This is a genomic window from Halomonas sp. JB37 (genome assembly GCF_002332255.1).
Lineage (GTDB): Bacteria > Pseudomonadota > Gammaproteobacteria > Pseudomonadales > Halomonadaceae > Vreelandella > Vreelandella casei.
In genome coordinates, this window is the sequence record NZ_NRGW01000001.1 from 2006686 (window position 1) to 2023175 (window position 16490).

At 54.7% G+C, this 16490-nt stretch carries 13 protein-coding genes; 7 read left to right on the forward strand and 6 right to left on the reverse strand.

The window, feature by feature from the left end:
- Window positions 1-122: 122 nt before the first annotated feature.
- The 6 genes from CIK78_RS09300 (at window position 123) to CIK78_RS09325 (ending at window position 5778) form a co-directional block, all read left to right on the forward strand.
- A complete protein-coding gene (locus CIK78_RS09300; protein WP_225734494.1) occupies window positions 123-1103 on the forward strand; it encodes a C4-dicarboxylate TRAP transporter substrate-binding protein in 981 nt (326 codons plus the stop codon).
- Window positions 1104-1165: 62 nt separating this feature from the next.
- The gene (locus CIK78_RS09305) at window positions 1166-1795 is read left to right on the forward strand and encodes a TetR/AcrR family transcriptional regulator (RefSeq protein ID WP_096279353.1); all 630 of its coding nucleotides are present in this window, start codon (window positions 1166-1168) and stop codon (window positions 1793-1795) included.
- Window positions 1792-2292 (forward strand): TRAP transporter small permease, encoded by a 501-nt coding sequence (locus tag CIK78_RS09310; protein WP_096279355.1) that lies wholly within the window; start codon window positions 1792-1794, stop codon window positions 2290-2292. The genes CIK78_RS09305 and CIK78_RS09310 overlap by 4 nt, the downstream gene beginning before the upstream one ends.
- A 10-nt stretch (window positions 2293-2302) precedes the next feature.
- Window positions 2303-3610, forward strand: a complete 1308-nt coding sequence (locus CIK78_RS09315; protein WP_096279357.1) for a TRAP transporter large permease subunit — start codon at window positions 2303-2305, stop codon at window positions 3608-3610.
- Window positions 3611-3633: 23 nt separating this feature from the next.
- On the forward strand, window positions 3634-4860 hold the full coding sequence (locus CIK78_RS09320; protein WP_096279359.1) for an amidohydrolase family protein: 1227 nt from the start codon (window positions 3634-3636) through the stop codon (window positions 4858-4860).
- A gap of 321 nt (window positions 4861-5181) precedes the next feature.
- Window positions 5182-5778 (forward strand): GNAT family protein, encoded by a 597-nt coding sequence (locus tag CIK78_RS09325; RefSeq protein WP_096279362.1) that lies wholly within the window; start codon window positions 5182-5184, stop codon window positions 5776-5778.
- 287 nt (window positions 5779-6065) lie between these two features.
- On the opposite strand, the gene CIK78_RS09330 is transcribed toward CIK78_RS09325, so the two are convergent.
- The 5 genes from CIK78_RS09330 to ptsP all read right to left on the reverse strand — a co-directional run bounded on the left by CIK78_RS09330 (window position 6066) and on the right by ptsP (window position 14713).
- Window positions 6066-7219, reverse strand: a protein-coding gene (locus CIK78_RS09330) for an IS3 family transposase (RefSeq protein ID WP_096277116.1) whose coding sequence is annotated in 2 segments (ribosomal slippage) — window positions 6066-6982 and window positions 6982-7219 — 1155 coding nt in all. Because the reading frame shifts where the segments join, the coding sequence is not laid out codon by codon here.
- 40 nt (window positions 7220-7259) lie between these two features.
- Window positions 7260-8924 (reverse strand): glucose-6-phosphate isomerase, encoded by a 1665-nt coding sequence (pgi, locus tag CIK78_RS09335; RefSeq protein WP_096279364.1) that lies wholly within the window; start codon window positions 8922-8924, stop codon window positions 7260-7262.
- Window positions 8925-9117: 193 nt separating this feature from the next.
- Window positions 9118-10851 carry a PTS fructose-like transporter subunit IIB gene (locus CIK78_RS09340; RefSeq protein ID WP_096279366.1) on the reverse strand — a complete coding sequence of 578 codons (1734 nt, stop codon included), beginning with the start codon at window positions 10849-10851 and terminating at the stop codon, window positions 9118-9120.
- The gene (gene pfkB / locus CIK78_RS09345) at window positions 10848-11819 is read right to left on the reverse strand and encodes a 1-phosphofructokinase (protein ID WP_096279369.1); all 972 of its coding nucleotides are present in this window, start codon (window positions 11817-11819) and stop codon (window positions 10848-10850) included. The genes CIK78_RS09340 and pfkB overlap by 4 nt, the downstream gene beginning before the upstream one ends.
- Entirely contained in the window at window positions 11819-14713 is a 2895-nt protein-coding gene (gene ptsP / locus CIK78_RS09350; protein WP_096279371.1) for a phosphoenolpyruvate--protein phosphotransferase, read from the reverse strand. Before ptsP ends, pfkB begins: the two co-directional genes overlap by 1 nt.
- Window positions 14714-14975: 262 nt before the next feature.
- On the opposite strand from ptsP, the gene cra reads away from it, so the two are divergent.
- On the forward strand, window positions 14976-15959 hold the full coding sequence (cra, locus tag CIK78_RS09355) for a catabolite repressor/activator (RefSeq protein ID WP_096279373.1): 984 nt from the start codon (window positions 14976-14978) through the stop codon (window positions 15957-15959).
- 20 nt (window positions 15960-15979) lie between these two features.
- Here cra and CIK78_RS09360 read toward each other — a convergent pair whose 3' ends face one another.
- A complete protein-coding gene (locus tag CIK78_RS09360) occupies window positions 15980-16456 on the reverse strand; it encodes a methylglyoxal synthase (protein ID WP_096279375.1) in 477 nt (158 codons plus the stop codon).
- Window positions 16457-16490: the final 34 nt, after the last annotated feature.

Genomic DNA, 16490 nt, shown 5'->3' on the forward strand with positions numbered 1-16490 from the left:
TAACAGCTTTAGCTTTACCTGTAACAGCTAGTTCTACTCAAGCTTCAACTTCATTTATTGCCAATTCGTTTTATGATCAACAACACCCTTTCTCTCGTTACGGCTATATCGAATGGGCAGAGATGGTTAAAGAACTGTCTAACGGGGAGCTTCAACCCGAGGTGTATACCGGGACTGTACTGCTAGCACCTCGTGCTAATTTGCAGGGCATTCAGGATAATATCGTTCAGGTGGCGCATCATGCTGCTATTTTTACTCCGTCTGAAATGCCAGTAGCGAATGCCGTTCAGGAGCTGGGCTTTAACTACGATGATCCGTTAGTCAGCATACTGGCCGTTACCGATTTCAGCCTTAACAACCCCATTCAACTAGCCGAATGGGAAGGCCTGAATATCGTTTATCTCGGCGCCTACAGCACCCCGCCTTATGTCATGTTCTGCCGCGAACCGGTTCGAAACCTTGAAGAATTACGCGGTAAACGGATCCGCACTGCGGGCTCAACGGTGTCTGCCTGGGTCGAACAAGCCGGCGGCACGCCTGTCAATGTTCCTTCGAGTGAAATGTATAGTGGCCTTGATCGAGGCTCGCTGGATTGTGCAACCAACGCGGCTAATGACTTGATTGATCGCTCCCTATGGGAAGTGGCTGAGCACACCACGCTGCTGCCCACCGGCATGTACTGGTCCGGCCCTCAGTGGGGCTTCAACGAAGATTTCTGGTCAAACCTTAATGACGAGCAGCGTGATGTGTTCAAAGAAGCTACCGCTCATGCAATGACGCGTATGGTTGTGCAGTATATTAATGCGTCAGAGGCAGCTATCGAAGAAGCGATCAAGCTTGGCAATAACATCTATGAGCCGGAAGAAGATCTAATGGCATCTGTGGTGGCTTTCCGTGATGAGGCATTGGCAAATGTTTACGATAAGGCCCGTGATCAATACGGTGTGGAAGATCCAGAAGCGCTAATTGATGATTTCCTCGCCACTTACGAAAAGTGGGAAAGTTTACTCAGCGACGTTGATCGTAATGATGAAGAGGCGCTTGCCGAGCTAGCTATGCAAGAAATTTATAATAAGCTACCCGCTGACTACGGCATTTATTAATTTTGCCGTCATTGGCTGCCCTAATGGGCAGTCAATGCTAATACGATAAAAGAGTGCGCTATATGACTAAACGACAAAATCAGGAAGAGCGCTCACGTCACACCCAGGCTCGCGTTATACAGGCGACTATTGAATGTATTCTTGAGAATGGCATCCGCGCTACATCGACCGTTGACATCGCTCGTCAGGCTGGCGTTTCTCGCGGTGCTCTCGTACATCACTACCCATCTAAGACGCTGTTAATGCAGTCGGCGCTTGAAGACCTGCTAAGCAGGGAGGTTGAGAGCGTTCGAATCATGGCTAATGGGGTCAAAGAGGGTGCCTTGGACTTTGATAGTCTATTAAAAGCCTTGCATGAGCACTTCAAGGGCGACCTGTATATGGTGACGCTAGAATATCTTACCAATGCGCGAACTGACCCTAACTTAATGAAAGTGCTAGCTCCATTAGGGATCAAATTCAACACATCACTTGAATATATATGGGAGCAGTTAGTCGCTAGTGCTGAGCACACTTCTCATCAAAATCGTGTCGCCTTGAACGCCACTTTATGCATGATGAGAGGGATGGGTGCACAGAGCATTTGGCGTGATGATCCTGAGCTTTATCGTGATATGTTGCTGTTTTGGAAGGAAACTCTTATGAAGCTTGGTTTCTCGACTACAGATTCCGAGAGGGGCAGAACAGCATGATCGCGAACAGTATTGAACGCTTATCCCAGTGGGTCGCTAAGAGCACGTTGGTACTCGCTGCCTTCTTTTTAGTACTAATGGCACTGCATGTCTCACTTGATGTCGGACTGCGCTATTTCTTTGGAAAATCGTTTGCCGGCACGCTGGAGTTCGTCTCTTTCTACTATATGGTCGCGGTGATTTTCCTGCCAATTGCTTACGTTGAATTAAAACGCGAGCATATTAGCGTTGATGTTTTTGTGGGCAGGTGTTCGCCTACTGTACAGCTAGCGTTTTACCTCTTTGCCGGTGCTCTGGGCCTTGTGTATTTTGGCATGCTTTGTTACCAGAGCTATCTCGATGCAGTTCGTGCCACGGTTCGTATGGAAACTGCCATGGCCAACTTCACGTTCTATTTGTGGCCTAGTCGTTGGGCATTACCCGTCGGTTTTGCCGCCATGTGTCTGGCCATTCTCGCCAATATGATAAAGGCAGTGCAGCAACGCCAAGCGCTGTAGGAGCTAATCAATGACTAACATCGAGATAGGTGTGGCGGGTATCGCCATCGCCTTGGCCCTGATCGCCCTGCGGGTGCCAATCGGCATTGCCCTTGGCCTAGTATCGATTATCGGTATAGGCGAAATGACCAGTATGCGCGTGGCATGGGGGATGATTTCTGCCACTCCTTTCGATTTTGCAGGCACTTGGGAATTAACCGCCGCGCCTATGTTTTTATTCATGGGCTATTTGTGTACCACTACCAATATGACGCAAGGCTTATTTCAGGCCATGCGTCTTTACCTAGCGCGTCTTCCGGGAGGCTTGGCCGTTTCCAGCGTGATGGCCTCTGCCTTTTTTGCGGCTGCGTCTGGCTCTAGTGTAGCAACATCCGCGGCCATGTCGCGCATCGCTGTACCCGAAATGCTCAAACACAACTACGACAAGGGGCTTGCCACCGGCACCGTAGCTGCTTCTGGGACACTGGGTTCACTGATTCCACCAAGCGTATTGCTGGTGCTTTATGGTGTTTATGCCCAAGTGTCAGTCGGCCAGCTGTTTATGGCAGGCTTCATCCCAGGCGTAGTTTCTGCGCTGTTATATATCGGCATGATTATGGTGAGGACCAAGCTGAATCCGAAGCTCGCGGGTGATACTGATATTCACTCGACGTGGAATGAACAATGGGAGGCGTTCAAACATATTTGGCCACTGCCATTGCTCATTGGCTCCGTGCTTGGGGGGATCTTCCTGGGAGTCTTTTCACCTACCGAAGCTGGAGCGGTAGGAACTACCATTGCCGCATTAATTGCCTTGGCTCGACGTACCCTGACCCTTGAAGCTGTTCGTGAAGCCGTTACGCAAACCGCAGTCAGCACGGCGAGCATTTTCATTATCTTGATTGGGTCGCTCTTTTTTACCCGTTTCTTGGCCATGAGCGGTGTACCTGCTGCATTCGCTGAGTTGATTCTGGGTGTCAGTACTGAAACATGGTGGATCATTCTGGCGGTAGCGCTGATCTATCTTGTGCTCGGAATGTTTATCGACTCAATTGGTCTGCTGCTTCTAACGCTGCCGCTGATACTCCCTTTGGTCGAAGGTGCAGACCTTAATTTGATTTGGTTTGGCATTATCGTGGTTAAGCTCCTGGAAATCGGGTTAGTGACTCCGCCCATCGGCCTTAACGTTTATGTCATCAAGGGTGCCCTGGGCAACAGCGTTACGCTTAGCGAAGTTTTTAAGGGCGTGAGCTGGTTTATCGTCATGGACATCGTCGCACTATTACTCATCGTATTGATTCCCGCGCTTTCGCTTTATCTTCCGCAGAAAATGTTCTGACGCTTTCTCAATAAGGAACACACATGACAGCAATTCGTTTTATCAACGCCAACGTTATCGATTCACGCAACGGTAAAGTGCTCCCTAATCATCAGGTGCGTATTAAAGATGGCCGCATCGACGCGGTAAGCGCAACGCCGCTTGAAGGCGACGACGATCAGGTGATCGATGTCAAAGGTCGCTATTTGATGCCGGGCTTGGTGGACTCCCACGTACACGTAACCGCTATCACGCCCAACTTTGCGCTCCTAGGCACGCTTTCGCCGTTTTACGTGGGCGCCAAGTCTAGTGAGCTGCTTGAAGCCATGCTGATGCGCGGCTTTACCACTGTGCGTGATGCAGGTGGCGCGGATTACGGCCTTGCCAAAGCGGTAGACGAAGGGACGCTGGCCGGGCCACGCATCATGTACGCTGGGCGAGCTCTCTCGCAAACCGGTGGCCACGGGGATATGCGTGGGCCAGGCCAGCAAACCTTTGAAGGCTGCTTCTGCTGCGCAGGTCTGGGCCGTGTATGTGACGGTGTCAGTGAAGTACGACATGCCGCACGCGATGAGATTCGCAAGGGCGCTACTCAGATTAAGATCATGGCGTCAGGTGGCGTATCATCGCCAACGGATCGTATCGATAGCACGCAGTTCTCACTTGAAGAAATTGATGCCATTGTAGAAGAGGCGATTGCTGCCAATATTCATACCATGGCACATGCTTATACTGCGCGTGCTATTAATCGACTGCTGCCTCGCGGCGTTAAAACCATCGAGCACGGTAACCTTATGGACGAAGAGAGCTGCCGCCTGTTCCTCGAACATGATGCTTATTTGACGCCGACGCTGTGTACTTACGATGCGCTAGCGAAAGAAGGCGTTGAAGCAGGGATGGCCGAAGAGCTGCAGCGAAAAGTATTTGAAGTGCTTGAGGCCGGCGGCAAAGCCCTTGAAATGGCCCAGCGCTTTGGGGTGAAAATGCTCTACGGTTCTGACCTTTTGGGTCGTATGCAGCGCCATCAGCTCAATGAGTTCCACCTTCGCAAAGCGGTGGTACCTGCCGATGAGCTGATCCGTGCGGCCACCAGTCACGCGGCCGATGCCTACGGCCATACGGGCGATTTTGGTGAAATCATTCCTGGCGCCCGTGGTGACGTGATTATCCTTAAAGATAACCCCCTGGACGATATCACTGTGCTTACTGAGCCGGATGAGCAACTGATGCTTATCATGAAAGGGGGCGTGGCGTATAAAAATACGCTTTAAGCATTAGGCTTAAACATCCAGTAGTAATTTTTATCTGACTGCACCGGCGCCGGAACTCTATAGTTCCGGCGTCTGCGTCTCTGGACATGGCTAAATTAAACGCTTATATGAGTACCGGCAATCACCGAGTGGTCCTGCTCGCGTCAACCAGTGGCGCTTGGCTAAGCAAAGCATTGTAATAACCCAACGTGTAAATGCCGACCGCCATGACCAATTCTTCGTGTTATTAATAGGCATTATCGACTATTTCGAATCTTATTTTAGTAATATCGACTAATTGCTGTTTTTCGACTGCCAAATATAAGAGGCGTGTGGATAGATATGACTTACGTAAGCGCTGTCACCCTTAACGCGCACGGTGTAAAGCTTGAGCCATTAGCGCACGATCACGAAGCTGGCCTGCGCGCCGCTGCCGCCGATGGCGAGTTGTGGAATCTACGCGTCACATCGGTGCCTTCGCCCGATGAAACAAGCGCCTTTATTGAAACCGCCTTGAAAGACCGTGAGGCAGGCCACCGCTTTGCTTTTGCTGTCATGGATGAGGCCAGCGGTACTGTGCTGGGCACGACGAGCTATCACGACATCTTACCTGAGGTAAAACGGATAGAGATTGGCCACACCTGGTATGCCAAACGCGCGCAGCGTACCCATATTAATACCACCTGCAAGCTGCTGGTGTTAACACATGCTTTCGATACGTTGGGTTGTAAAGTGGTTGGCTGGCGCACCGACAACTTCAACTACGCAAGCCAACGTGCCATTGAGCGCCTGGGGGCTAAAAAGGATGGTGTCATACGCGGCCACAAGCTGCGCCGAGATGGCACTATTCGCGACACCGTGATGTATAGCCTGCACAGGGGAGAGTGGCCAGAAGTGCAGGCACATCTCAACTATTTGTTAAGCCGGCCACGTAGCTAATCAATAGGGCTCTGGCTCGACTGCTCCTACATGGAGGTAGGACGCTGATCGCAGCCCTTAATCGCATGAGCTGCAGGCAAAGCGAGAAAGCACACGAATTTTGGATAGGCAGCCAGAATTTGCTTTGCTAGCAATAGAATCAATGAGGTAGATTTGATCTAAGCGGCTAGATAACCTCAATCAACGCGACAGCACGTTCATTGAGGTTATGCAGCCGGGTATATAATCACTGTTATGCAATACGAGGTAAGAAATGAACAAAGGAGTATTGAATCGCCCCGGATATTCTAGACACCCGTTAGGCTCTTGAAGTAACGCCTTTCATACTCAACCGGTGACAAGTTATCACTTGTGCCGTGTCGGCGCTTTGGGTTGTAAAACATTTCAATGTAATTGAACACGTCACATCTAGCCGCTTCGCGTGTTGAATAAATCTGTCGCTTGATTCGCTCTCGCTTGAGAAGTTGAAAGAAGCTTTCAGCAACGGCGTTGTCATGACAGTTACCACGTCGGCTCATGCTGCCTACCAAGTGATTCGCTTTCAGAAAGCTTTGCCAGTCTCCACTGCTAAACTGGCTTCCTTGATCCGAATGCACCATCACCGTTCCTTGTGGCTTGCGTCGCCAGACTGCTGATAACAAAGCATCCAGTACCAACTCCGTGGTCATGCGAGACTTCATCGACCAGCCAACCACTTGACGAGAAAACAGGTCGATAACTACCGCTAAGTAAAGCCAGCCTTCGTAAGTGCGGATGTACGTGATGTCCGTCACCCAAGCAATATTTGGCGCTGTTACTTCAAACTGACGGGCTAAATGGTTAGGGGATACAACAGCCGCTTTTCCACCGCCATAGCCGCCAGGGCGTCGTCGATAGCCCGTCTGAGAGCGTAAACCTTCCCTACTCATAAGACGCGCCACACGGTGCTTCCCGCAAGTTTCGCCAGCTTCACGCAAGTCCTGGTAGACCTTGCGATAGCCATATACACCGCCACTTTCAAGCCAGGAGTGCTTGATCAATCCCAGTAGGCGCTCATCTTCCCGAGCTCGATTAGAGAGCGCTTTTTTACACCATGCGTAGTAACCGCTGGGATGCACGGCCATCATCTGACACAAGCGACGTACCGCGTATTGGCTCGCATAATTTTGAATAAACGCGTACCTCAGTCGGACTCCCTGGCGAAGTACGCGGTGGCCTTTTTTAATATGTCTCGCTCTTCTGATACGCGTTTGAGTTCGGCCTTCAAACGACGGTTTTCAGCTTGGAGATCATCATCTTCTTGCCGTTGTTCTACCGGCTTATCGTAGCGCTTGATCCAGTTGTACAAGCTGTGCCCTGACACGCCTAGCCGCTCAGCGACCTCGGCCACGCGATGGCCGCGCTCTACCACCTGTTTGACGGCTTCGATTTTGAATTCTTCAGTGTAGCGGGGATGGCTCATGGTTCCTCCTAGATACCTTTAGTATAAGGCCTGGAGGTGTCTACGAAACCTGGGGCGATTCATTCTTCTTATTTATCTTCTTACCACTTTCAGCTTGGGCATTCTCCTCGGAACCGCCACCCGGAAAATGCGCCCGCACCAACTCCAATAATCCTTGCGTAGAAGCATCAAAATCCGCAGCGTTAGTATCGATACGTTCGCTGATTTCACCGGCGATGCGCTTACCCAGCTGAACACCCCACTGATCGAACGAGTTGATGTTCCAGATCACGCCTTGCACGAACACTTTGTGCTCGTAAAGCGCAATCAGTGCGCCCAGGTTGCGGGGCGTGAGTTCGTCCAGCAGCAGCGTGCTGGAAGGGCGGTTGCCGGGGCAGCTGAACGGATCTTGCTGGCTGCCACCCTGGCTGCCTTCCATGAACGCGTTGGCCTGGGCGAGCATGTTGGTTAGTAGGGCGAAGTGGTGGTCTTCCATGCCCGGCTCAGGTTTGAGCGAAGCGATGAAATCAATCGGCACATAGCGCGTGCCCTGGTGCAGCAGTTGGAAGAACGCATGCTGGCCGTTTGAGCCGGTTTGACCCCAAACAATTGGGCCGGTTTTGTAGTTGACCGGGTGGCCGAATATATCCACAGACTTGCCGTTTGACTCCATATCCAGCTGCTGCAAAAAAGAGGGCAGCTGATTTAGCGCCTGGTCGTAGGGCACTATGGCTTGGGTTTCAGCACCAATAAAGTTGATGTACCAAATACCGATCAGTGCCATCAATACCGGCATATTTTCCGAGAGGGGCGCATGGATAAAGTGATTATCCATCTCGTGAGCGCCTTCCAATAGCTCGATAAAACCCTCGAAACCGATGGAAAGCGCAATCGGTAGCCCAATCGACGACCACATGGAGTAACGCCCGCCGACCCAGGCCCAGAATTCGAATACGTTCTCTTCGCGAATGCCGAATTCCATGGCCGCTTTGCGGTTGGTGGAAGCAGCCACAAAGTGGGCGCCTATATCGGCATCATCACCGGCGTTTTCCAGGAACCAGCGCCGTGCGGTTTTGGCATTGAGCAGCGTTTCCTGGGTTGAGAAGGTCTTGGTGGAAACAATGAACAGCGTTGTGGCAGGGTCAAGCCGTGAAAGCACCTTCTGTATATGAGTGCCGTCCACGTTAGAGACAAAGTGAAAGTGCATTTCGGGGTGGCGATATTTAAGCAGCGCGCGCACGGCCATATTAGGGCCAAGGTCCGAGCCGCCAATCCCGATATTAACCACGTCCTTGATCGGTTTGCCGCTGTAGCCTTTCCATTCGCCGCTACGGACCGTTTCTGAGAATTGCTTGATCTGCTCGCGAGTCCGCGTGATCTCCGGCATTACGTCTTCGCCATCGACATACACCGGGTCATCGCTGAGATTACGCAGCGCGGTATGCAGTACCGGGCGATTTTCGGTGACGTTGATAATGTCACCAGAGAACATCTGCGCGCGGCGTTGAACTAGCGCGGAGTGGTCTGCCAGTTCAATCAGCTTAGCGAGTACTTCATCAGAGACGTGATTTTTGGAGTAATCAAGAAATAGGCCGCCCACGCGTAAACTCATTTTCTCAAAACGCTGGGGGTCATGGGTGAAGTAGTCACGAATGCGGTCGTTCGTTGTTTTGTCGCGTAGGCGATCTAGCGCCTGCCAGGTAACACTGCGAGTCAGCTGAAACATTGAGCGATCCGTTTGTTATAAGAGGCTGTTAAAAGCGGAATGGCTTATATCGACGTTATGTAAAAATACTACATAAAAAAGCGCATAAAGGGGAGCGTGTTGAAGCTTTTAAAGCAATTATCTGCGTAAAAGTACGTGTTTTTAGCGATAGGCAGGTTTACTTGCCTGCCTATCGTCTATTGTTTCGGAGCGCTTAGCTGGCGACAGCGACCTGGGCGGCGCCGCGTTTGATAAACGCATAGCTTAAACCTGTCACCAGCGAGCCCGCGACAATGGCGCCAAGGTAAAGCAGTGCAGGGGTGATGGCATTGGGAATGAGCAGTACAAAGATACCGCCGTGAGGCGCCATTAACTTTGCGCCCACTAGCATCGAAAGGGCACCGGTTAACGCGCCCCCTGCAATACAGGCGGGGATGACCCGCAGCGGATCTTTCGCCGCAAACGGAATGGCCCCCTCACTGATAAAGCAAAGGCCAAGCACGAATGATGCTTTGCCCGCTTCGCGTTCCGGCGCAGAAAACTTGTTACGTGCCACAAAGCTGGCAATACCCATACCAATGGCTGGCACCATACCCGCCGCCATAATCGCCGCCATAGGGCCGTACGTTTCGGAGGCGAGCAAACCCACGCCAAAGGTGTAGGCGGCTTTGTTAACTGGGCCGCCCAGGTCGAAGCACATCATCGCGCCCAACAGAATACCCAGCAGTACTGCGTTGGTGGAGCCCATGGACTCCAGGAAACTGGTCAGGGCATTGAGCAGCGCAGCAACCGGCTCGCCAATCACGTAGATCATGGTCAGACCAGTGACCAAACTGGCCACTAGCGGAATAATCAGAATCGGCTTCAAAGATTCAACGCTAGAAGGCAGTTTGACGTAGCGAGTAACCGCCAGCGCCACATAGCCCGCCAGGAAACCTGCCAAAATACCGCCGATAAAGCCGGAGCCGATATTGGCCGCCAGCATGCCGCCAATCATACCCGGGGCGATGCCGGGGCGGTCGGCGATGGAGTAGGCGATATAGCCTGCCAGAACGGGAATCATCAGTGCAAAGGCGGTACCGCCACCGATCTGCATGAGCGCGGCAGCCAGCGTGCCTTCCTGCTCAAAGGCCTCAATGCCAAATACAAAGGAGAGCGCAATCAGCAGGCCGCCTGCCACCACCATCGGCAGCATAAAGGAAACGCCGGTGAGCAGGTGCTTGTAAACGCCTTTCTCTTTGACGCTCTTATTGGCTGTGCCCGCATTGCTGTTGTCGCTCTCTATGGCGGCCTCGCTGAGCGCGGCTTCAAGGGTGGGGCGCGGCTTTTTAAGCGCATTGCCGGTCGACGTGCGGTAGATGCGTTTGCCTGCAAACCGAGAAGGATCAACGTCAATGTCACAGGCCAGTACGACGATGTCGGCGCCAGCAATATCATCTTCAGTTAATTTATCTTGTGCACCTACCGAGCCTTGGGTTTCAACGCGAATGGCGTGGCCCATGGCTTTGCCCGCCTCTGCTAGCGCTTCAGCGGCCATAAAGGTATGGGCAACGCCGGTCGGGCAGGCGGTAACGGCAACGATTCTCTTGCCGCCGTCGCTACTTGCAGCAGCCGGTGCGCTAGACGTTACGGGGGCGCTATAAATAGGCGCTTCCCGCTTCGCTTGAGCAAGAAAGCCGCTAGGGTCGGGTAGGGCGCTCGCAATCGGTGCCTGAAATAGGCGCTTGCCCTCGAAACGCTCTGGTCCGGGTACGTGATCGGCGGCCACCACAATTAAATCAGCGTTGGCGATCTGCTCTGCGCTAGCAGCGTGCAGGGGCGCTACTTCACCGTACATTTCCACGTGAGCCGACCAGCCTTGGCGCTGGGCGGCTTGCTCCAGGCGCTTCGCGGCGAGGAAGGTCGTCGCCATGCCGCTGGGGCAGGCGGTAATCAGAATGACATTCATAGCGTGGCTCTCTCGGTAATGGCGTCGTCAAGACGCCGTATCCGGGTATGTTGTTGGAGTGAGTCGAAATCAGCAGCGTGGGGGTCGCCCACGCCTACGTGGCGCACGGCTTCAGCAGAAAGCGCGGTGGCGAAGCGCAGTGTCTGTTCCGCGTCGTGCTGGCTGAGCAGGCCATGCAGCATGCCAGCTACAAACGTATCGCCGGCACACACCGTGTTGATGGCGGTGACGTTGGGCGGTGTAGCGTGCCAGCTACCTTGAGCGCTGACCCACAGCACTCCTTCGCTGCCCGCCGAAATGAGCGCGTGGGCGATGCCACTTTCGTGCAGTCGTCGGGCGGCACCTAGGCGTGCCTGGGTACCATCGATGCTTTCACCGGCCCATTCAGCGAGTTCTGTTTCATTCGGTTTGACGCCTGCGGGAGCTGACGCAATCGCTTTATTCAGGGCGGGCCCGCTGGTGTCCACCCAGAGCGGAATGCCGCTGGCGTTTAGGTGGTCGAGCAGTTGGCTGAAATCGTCCAGTGAACACCCTGGGGGCAGGCTGCCCGCCATCACGACCGCGTGTGGCGGCGTGGTGCTGGTCAGCTCGGTATCCAGCGCTGCGATCAGCGCGTTCAATTGAGCGGTGTCAATCGGCATGCCAGGGCCGTTAATGTCGGTGACGCGGCCGCTGTGTTCGGCCAGTTTGGCATTAATGCGAGTGCTGCCGGGAACGCGCACAAAGGCATCAACCAACCCCGCCTGCTGAAAAGCGAGCGTAAAGGGGGCATCGTTTTCACTGCCTAAAAAGCCACTGACCGTTACCTGGTGGCCAAGACCGGCCAGCACTCGCGCGACGTTGACGCCTTTTCCTGCCGCTTCTAACTGCGCACTGGAGGGGCGATTCACGCTGCCCAGTACTAAGGCGTCAAGGTTAAACGCCAAATCCAGCGCCGGGTTTAGGGTGATGCACAGCACACGGGCCATTAACGCGCCCCCAGGGCGTCGCGCACCTCATCACTGGTTGCTTTGCTCAGCGCAAGTTGAGCGCTGGCCTGGGCATCGGCAAGGTCAAACTCACGCAGGCGTGCCTTCACCAAGGGGATTTGTCGCGCACTTACCGACAGCTCGTCCACGCCCAAACCGACCAAGACCGGAATAGCCGCGGCATCTGAGGCCAGCTCGCCGCAGACGCCCACCCATTTGCCCTGGGTATGTGCGGCCGCCACTGTCATTTGGATCAGGCGCAGTACCGCAGGATGCAGGCCATCGGCCTGTGCCGAGAGCTCTGGATGGCCACGGTCAATTGCCAGGGTGTACTGGGTTAAGTCGTTGGTACCTATCGAGAAGAAGTCCACCTCGGTGGCCAGACTAGGCGCCAAAAGCGCACTGGAGGGAACTTCGATCATCACCCCAAGCTGCACGTCGGTGGCGCGCTGAGCGGAGGGAATCTCTTGCAGTAGTCGGTCATAAACGATCTTAACGGCACGGAACTCGGCAATGTCTTTGACCATTGGCAGCATGATGCGCAGCGGATGATTTTTATCTTTCGAGCCTACCGCTGGCGCTGCTGCCATTAGTAACGCACGTAGCTGGGTTTCGAGCACCTCGGGCTGGGTGAGCGCTAAACGAATACCACGAAGACCCAGAAACGGGTTGTCCTCTTGAGGCACCGGCCAGTAGGGCAGGGGCTTGTCGCCTCCCACATCCAAAGTGCGCGCTACCAGCGGGCGCTCGCCCAGCGCTTCAACCGCCTGGCGATACTCGCCAATTTGCGTCGCTAAATCCGGTGCGCTGGCGTGGGCCATAAACAAAAATTCGGTACGCAGCAGGCCAACGCCTTCGGCACCGCGCTCTACTGCATCGGCGGCGTGGGCGGTATTGCCAAGGTTCGCGGCAACTTCGACACGGTGGCCATCCCGGGTTTGGCCAAGGTCAAAGCGGGTTTCCCAGGCATCGGCTTCCCGCTGCTGATGATCGAGCAGCTGTTGTTCGGCGCGCTGTAAACGCTCCTCAGATGGCTGTGAGGTTACACGGCCACGCTCGCCGTCCAGGATCATCATGCTAGCGTTGTTAAGTGCCATCACCGCTTGTCCGGCGCCGACCACCGCTGGAATGCCCAGCGCGCGTGCCAAAATAGCGCTATGCGCCGTGGCGCCGCCACGCACGGTCAGCAGGCCACGCACGCGGGAAGTATCTAAGCGAGCGACATCGGACGGGCCAATATCGTCCATCACTAGAATGTAAGGATGATTAGGGGGCTCAGGGAGTTGCACGTCGCAGAGTACGCCAAGCACCCGACGGCCAACGTCGCGCAGATCAGCAGCGCGTTCGGCAAGCAGGCGGTCAGCGAGCATTTCCTGCGCGTGGGCAGCGGTTTCAATCGCCTCCCACCAGCCTGCTTGCGCAGAGCGGCCTTCACGAATGGCATCCGTCGCCGCGTGATGAAGTTCGGGGTCGTCGAGCATCTCTTCGTGCATTGAGAGAATGTCCGCTACCTCGCCCCCCTGTGCATTACGCACCAGTGTCTGTAGCTGCGCGGTGCCTTCTTGAATGGCGCTGTTTAACCGGGTGATCTGCTGCTCTGAGTCGTCCGCATGCTGAGGGTAATCAAACTGCAGCGGGCGGATAACAAACACAGGGGCGATGGCTAAGCCGGGCGAGGCCGCCACTCCTGCATGAGGCGTATCCGCACTCAGCGGAACCACGTTTGCCGTTGCTACCTTGGGCATTTGGGCGCTATCGCGGCCACCCTCAAGGAGCGTCACTTTTTCGCCCAGACCTGCTTCAATCGTTTCGGCCAAGTGCTCAAGCGCCTGCTGCGCAGTGTCGCCTTCGGCAGACAGAACCAACCACTGGCCGCGCCGGGCCCCTAAGCCAATCACTTTGGTTAGGCTTGCTGCGGAAACCGGCGTGGCGCTGCCTTCTTCCAAGCGCACATTAATCGGCATGGACTGAGCGCGAGCCACCTGCACCAACTGCTTCGCGGGGCGGGCGTGTAAGCCGTGAGGATTAAGCACCCGCACGCGGCGGGTGTGTGTATTGGCGGTTTCCCCGGCCAGCAGTGCCAGCAACTGATCACTGGTACGTGTGAGGAGGATGTCGCTGACGCCGCTGTCGACAAGTGCCATTAATTGCTCTAGCAGTGGGCGGTGGGCATCGCCATGTGCCGCTAAACAGAACAGCGCATGCACGGGGTGACCCGCGCTTTTCAGGGTGTGCTCAGCCGGTGTGGCGATACCGAGGGCAGGCTGGTTGACGCCGTGTGAACTGCTGGACAGCCATAAACCCTTGCCTAACCAGATAGGCTGAGCGTCCGCGACGGCGGCGATAAAGGTATTATCAACACAGCCACTTTGGCGCAAGCGAGCGGCAGCAGCCAAGGCGAGTTCTTGTGGGTCGCGAGTGGGAAAATTGACACATAGCGTGTCAGCATCAAGCCGCGGTTCAAGCGCTGGCTTTGAAAGCAATTGTGCAATATCCGCGGCAGAGGTAGCGCTGGCAAGCTGCTCAGCCACGCCTTCGCGGTCGAGTACATGGGTTAGCTGTCGCAGAATATCCAGATGCTCGTCGTTGTGTGCCGAGATAGCGACCAGCACATGCACGTTCTGGCCGTCGTGCCACTCAATGCCCTGGGGAAACTGCAGTACGCGAACGCCGGTGCGTTTTACATGCTGGCGGCTTTCTGGCGTACCGTGGGGTATCGCAATCGCATTGCCCAGAAACGTTGATGACTGTGCTTCACGAGCATGCAGGCCGTCGCGGTACTCAGCCTCAACGAATCCGGCGTCTACCAGCGCTTCAGCGGCGCTGTCCAAGGCGGTTTGCCAGCTATCCGCGTGGCGGCCTAGCAAGATGTCATCGGGGCCGAGTGTCAACATAGTATTCTCCTGTAAACGTGCCCTGGCTGCCCTGAATACTGCAGGCTAGCACTGCCCATGAGCGCAGAGACGTGTACATAAACTGATCGTTATCGTGGCATGTCGCCTAGCTGGATTAACCGTGTCATGCCTGTCGTTTCATCGAAGTATAGTGCTATGCTGAATCGATTCACTTAATGACACAAGGTTTGATCTTCTAGACTTTGGTCTTGCATGCGCTAACTTACTGATAAACTGCCCGGTCACGCCAAGGGGAACCCTCATGACACTCGCCGATATTGCTCGACTAGCTGGCGTTTCACGCACTACCGCTAGCTATGTGGTGAATGGCCAGGCCGAGCAGCGACGTATCAGTGCCGCCACGATTGAAAAAGTGATGGCGGTGGTGCGTCATCATCGCTACCACATTGACCCTCAGGCGGCAGCGCTGCGCCGAGGCGCGAGCCGCTTGCTGGGGCTTATCGTTCCGGATTTGGAGAACATCAGTTATGCCCGCCTCGCCAAGCGCTTAGAGCGTGGTGCACGGGAGAAGGGCTATCAGCTGTTGATCGTCAGTTCAGATGATTGTGCCAAGAGTGAGCGAACGCTGGCACTGTCACTGCGTGCCCAGCGCTGTGAGGTATTGATAACCGCTAGCTGCTTGCCTAGTGATGACACCTTCTACACCGACCTGATGGAAGAGGGCTGGTGCGTAGTGGGCATGGACCGGGGTTTAAATCCAGCGCTGTTTGCCAGCGTCGTGAGCAATGATCAGGAAGCAGCGACGTTACTGACTCGCTCAGTGATCAGCAAAGTAACCAAGCGCGTGGCGTGGCTTGACGCGATGCCTGATTTATCCATCAGCAGTGAGCGGCGCTCAGGCTTTCAGGATGCTCTGGCGGGCACTGGCATTGAGTCGATTGTGCTGAGTGGTACGAGTTACGAGCGTAGCGAAGGCGCGCACTTAGCCACACAGCTGCTGGATCAGCATGGCAGTGTGGATGCGTTGGTGACGGCGTCCTATGCTTTACTGGAGGGAGTGTTTGATGTGTTCTTGGAGCGCGGTGGATTGCCGGAAGATATTCATTTAGCCACTTTTGGCGACCACCGGCTGCTGGATTTTCTCCCTCAGCCGGTCAACTCGGCGCTGCAGGACTATGACCGCATTGCCGAGTTGACCCTCACCTGTGCGTTATCGGCGGCTAGTGGCGACTATCTCAGCGGACGGCAAGTGGTGGCGCGTCACCTGCGTACCCGCTCTGTATAGTGTTGCGCTACGCATAGTGCTTAAACGGTTCTCGCTTGAGCCCAGGCGTTGGCATCCGGAATCGACATATCGTAGCTTTCGTTCAAGTAAGGCGAGGAAAGCAAAAAGTCTGCGGTGGCTGCGTTGCAGGCGACCGGCACATTCCATAATGCGGCCAAACGCAGCAACGCTTTGACATCCGGGTCGTGTGGTTGCGGCGAGAAGGGATCCCAAAAAAAGATCAGTATATCCAGGCGCTGTTCCGCGATACGCGCACCAATCTGCTGGTCGCCGCCCAGCGGCCCACTCATGAGTCCTTCTACGCTTAATCCTAAAGCTGTCTTTAAGCGCCCGGCAGTGGTGCCGGTGCCCAAAAGGGTGTGCTGGCTAAGCGTGTCTTTCCAGCGAGTCGCCCATTCGAGCATTTCACCTTTCTTACCATCGTGAGCAATCAGGGCAATTCGTTTACGCGCTTGTAGTGTACGAATAGTCTGGCGGGGCGGCTGCGCATCACTCATGGCATCACTCTCTTTTGAATTTTTAGTATTGGAC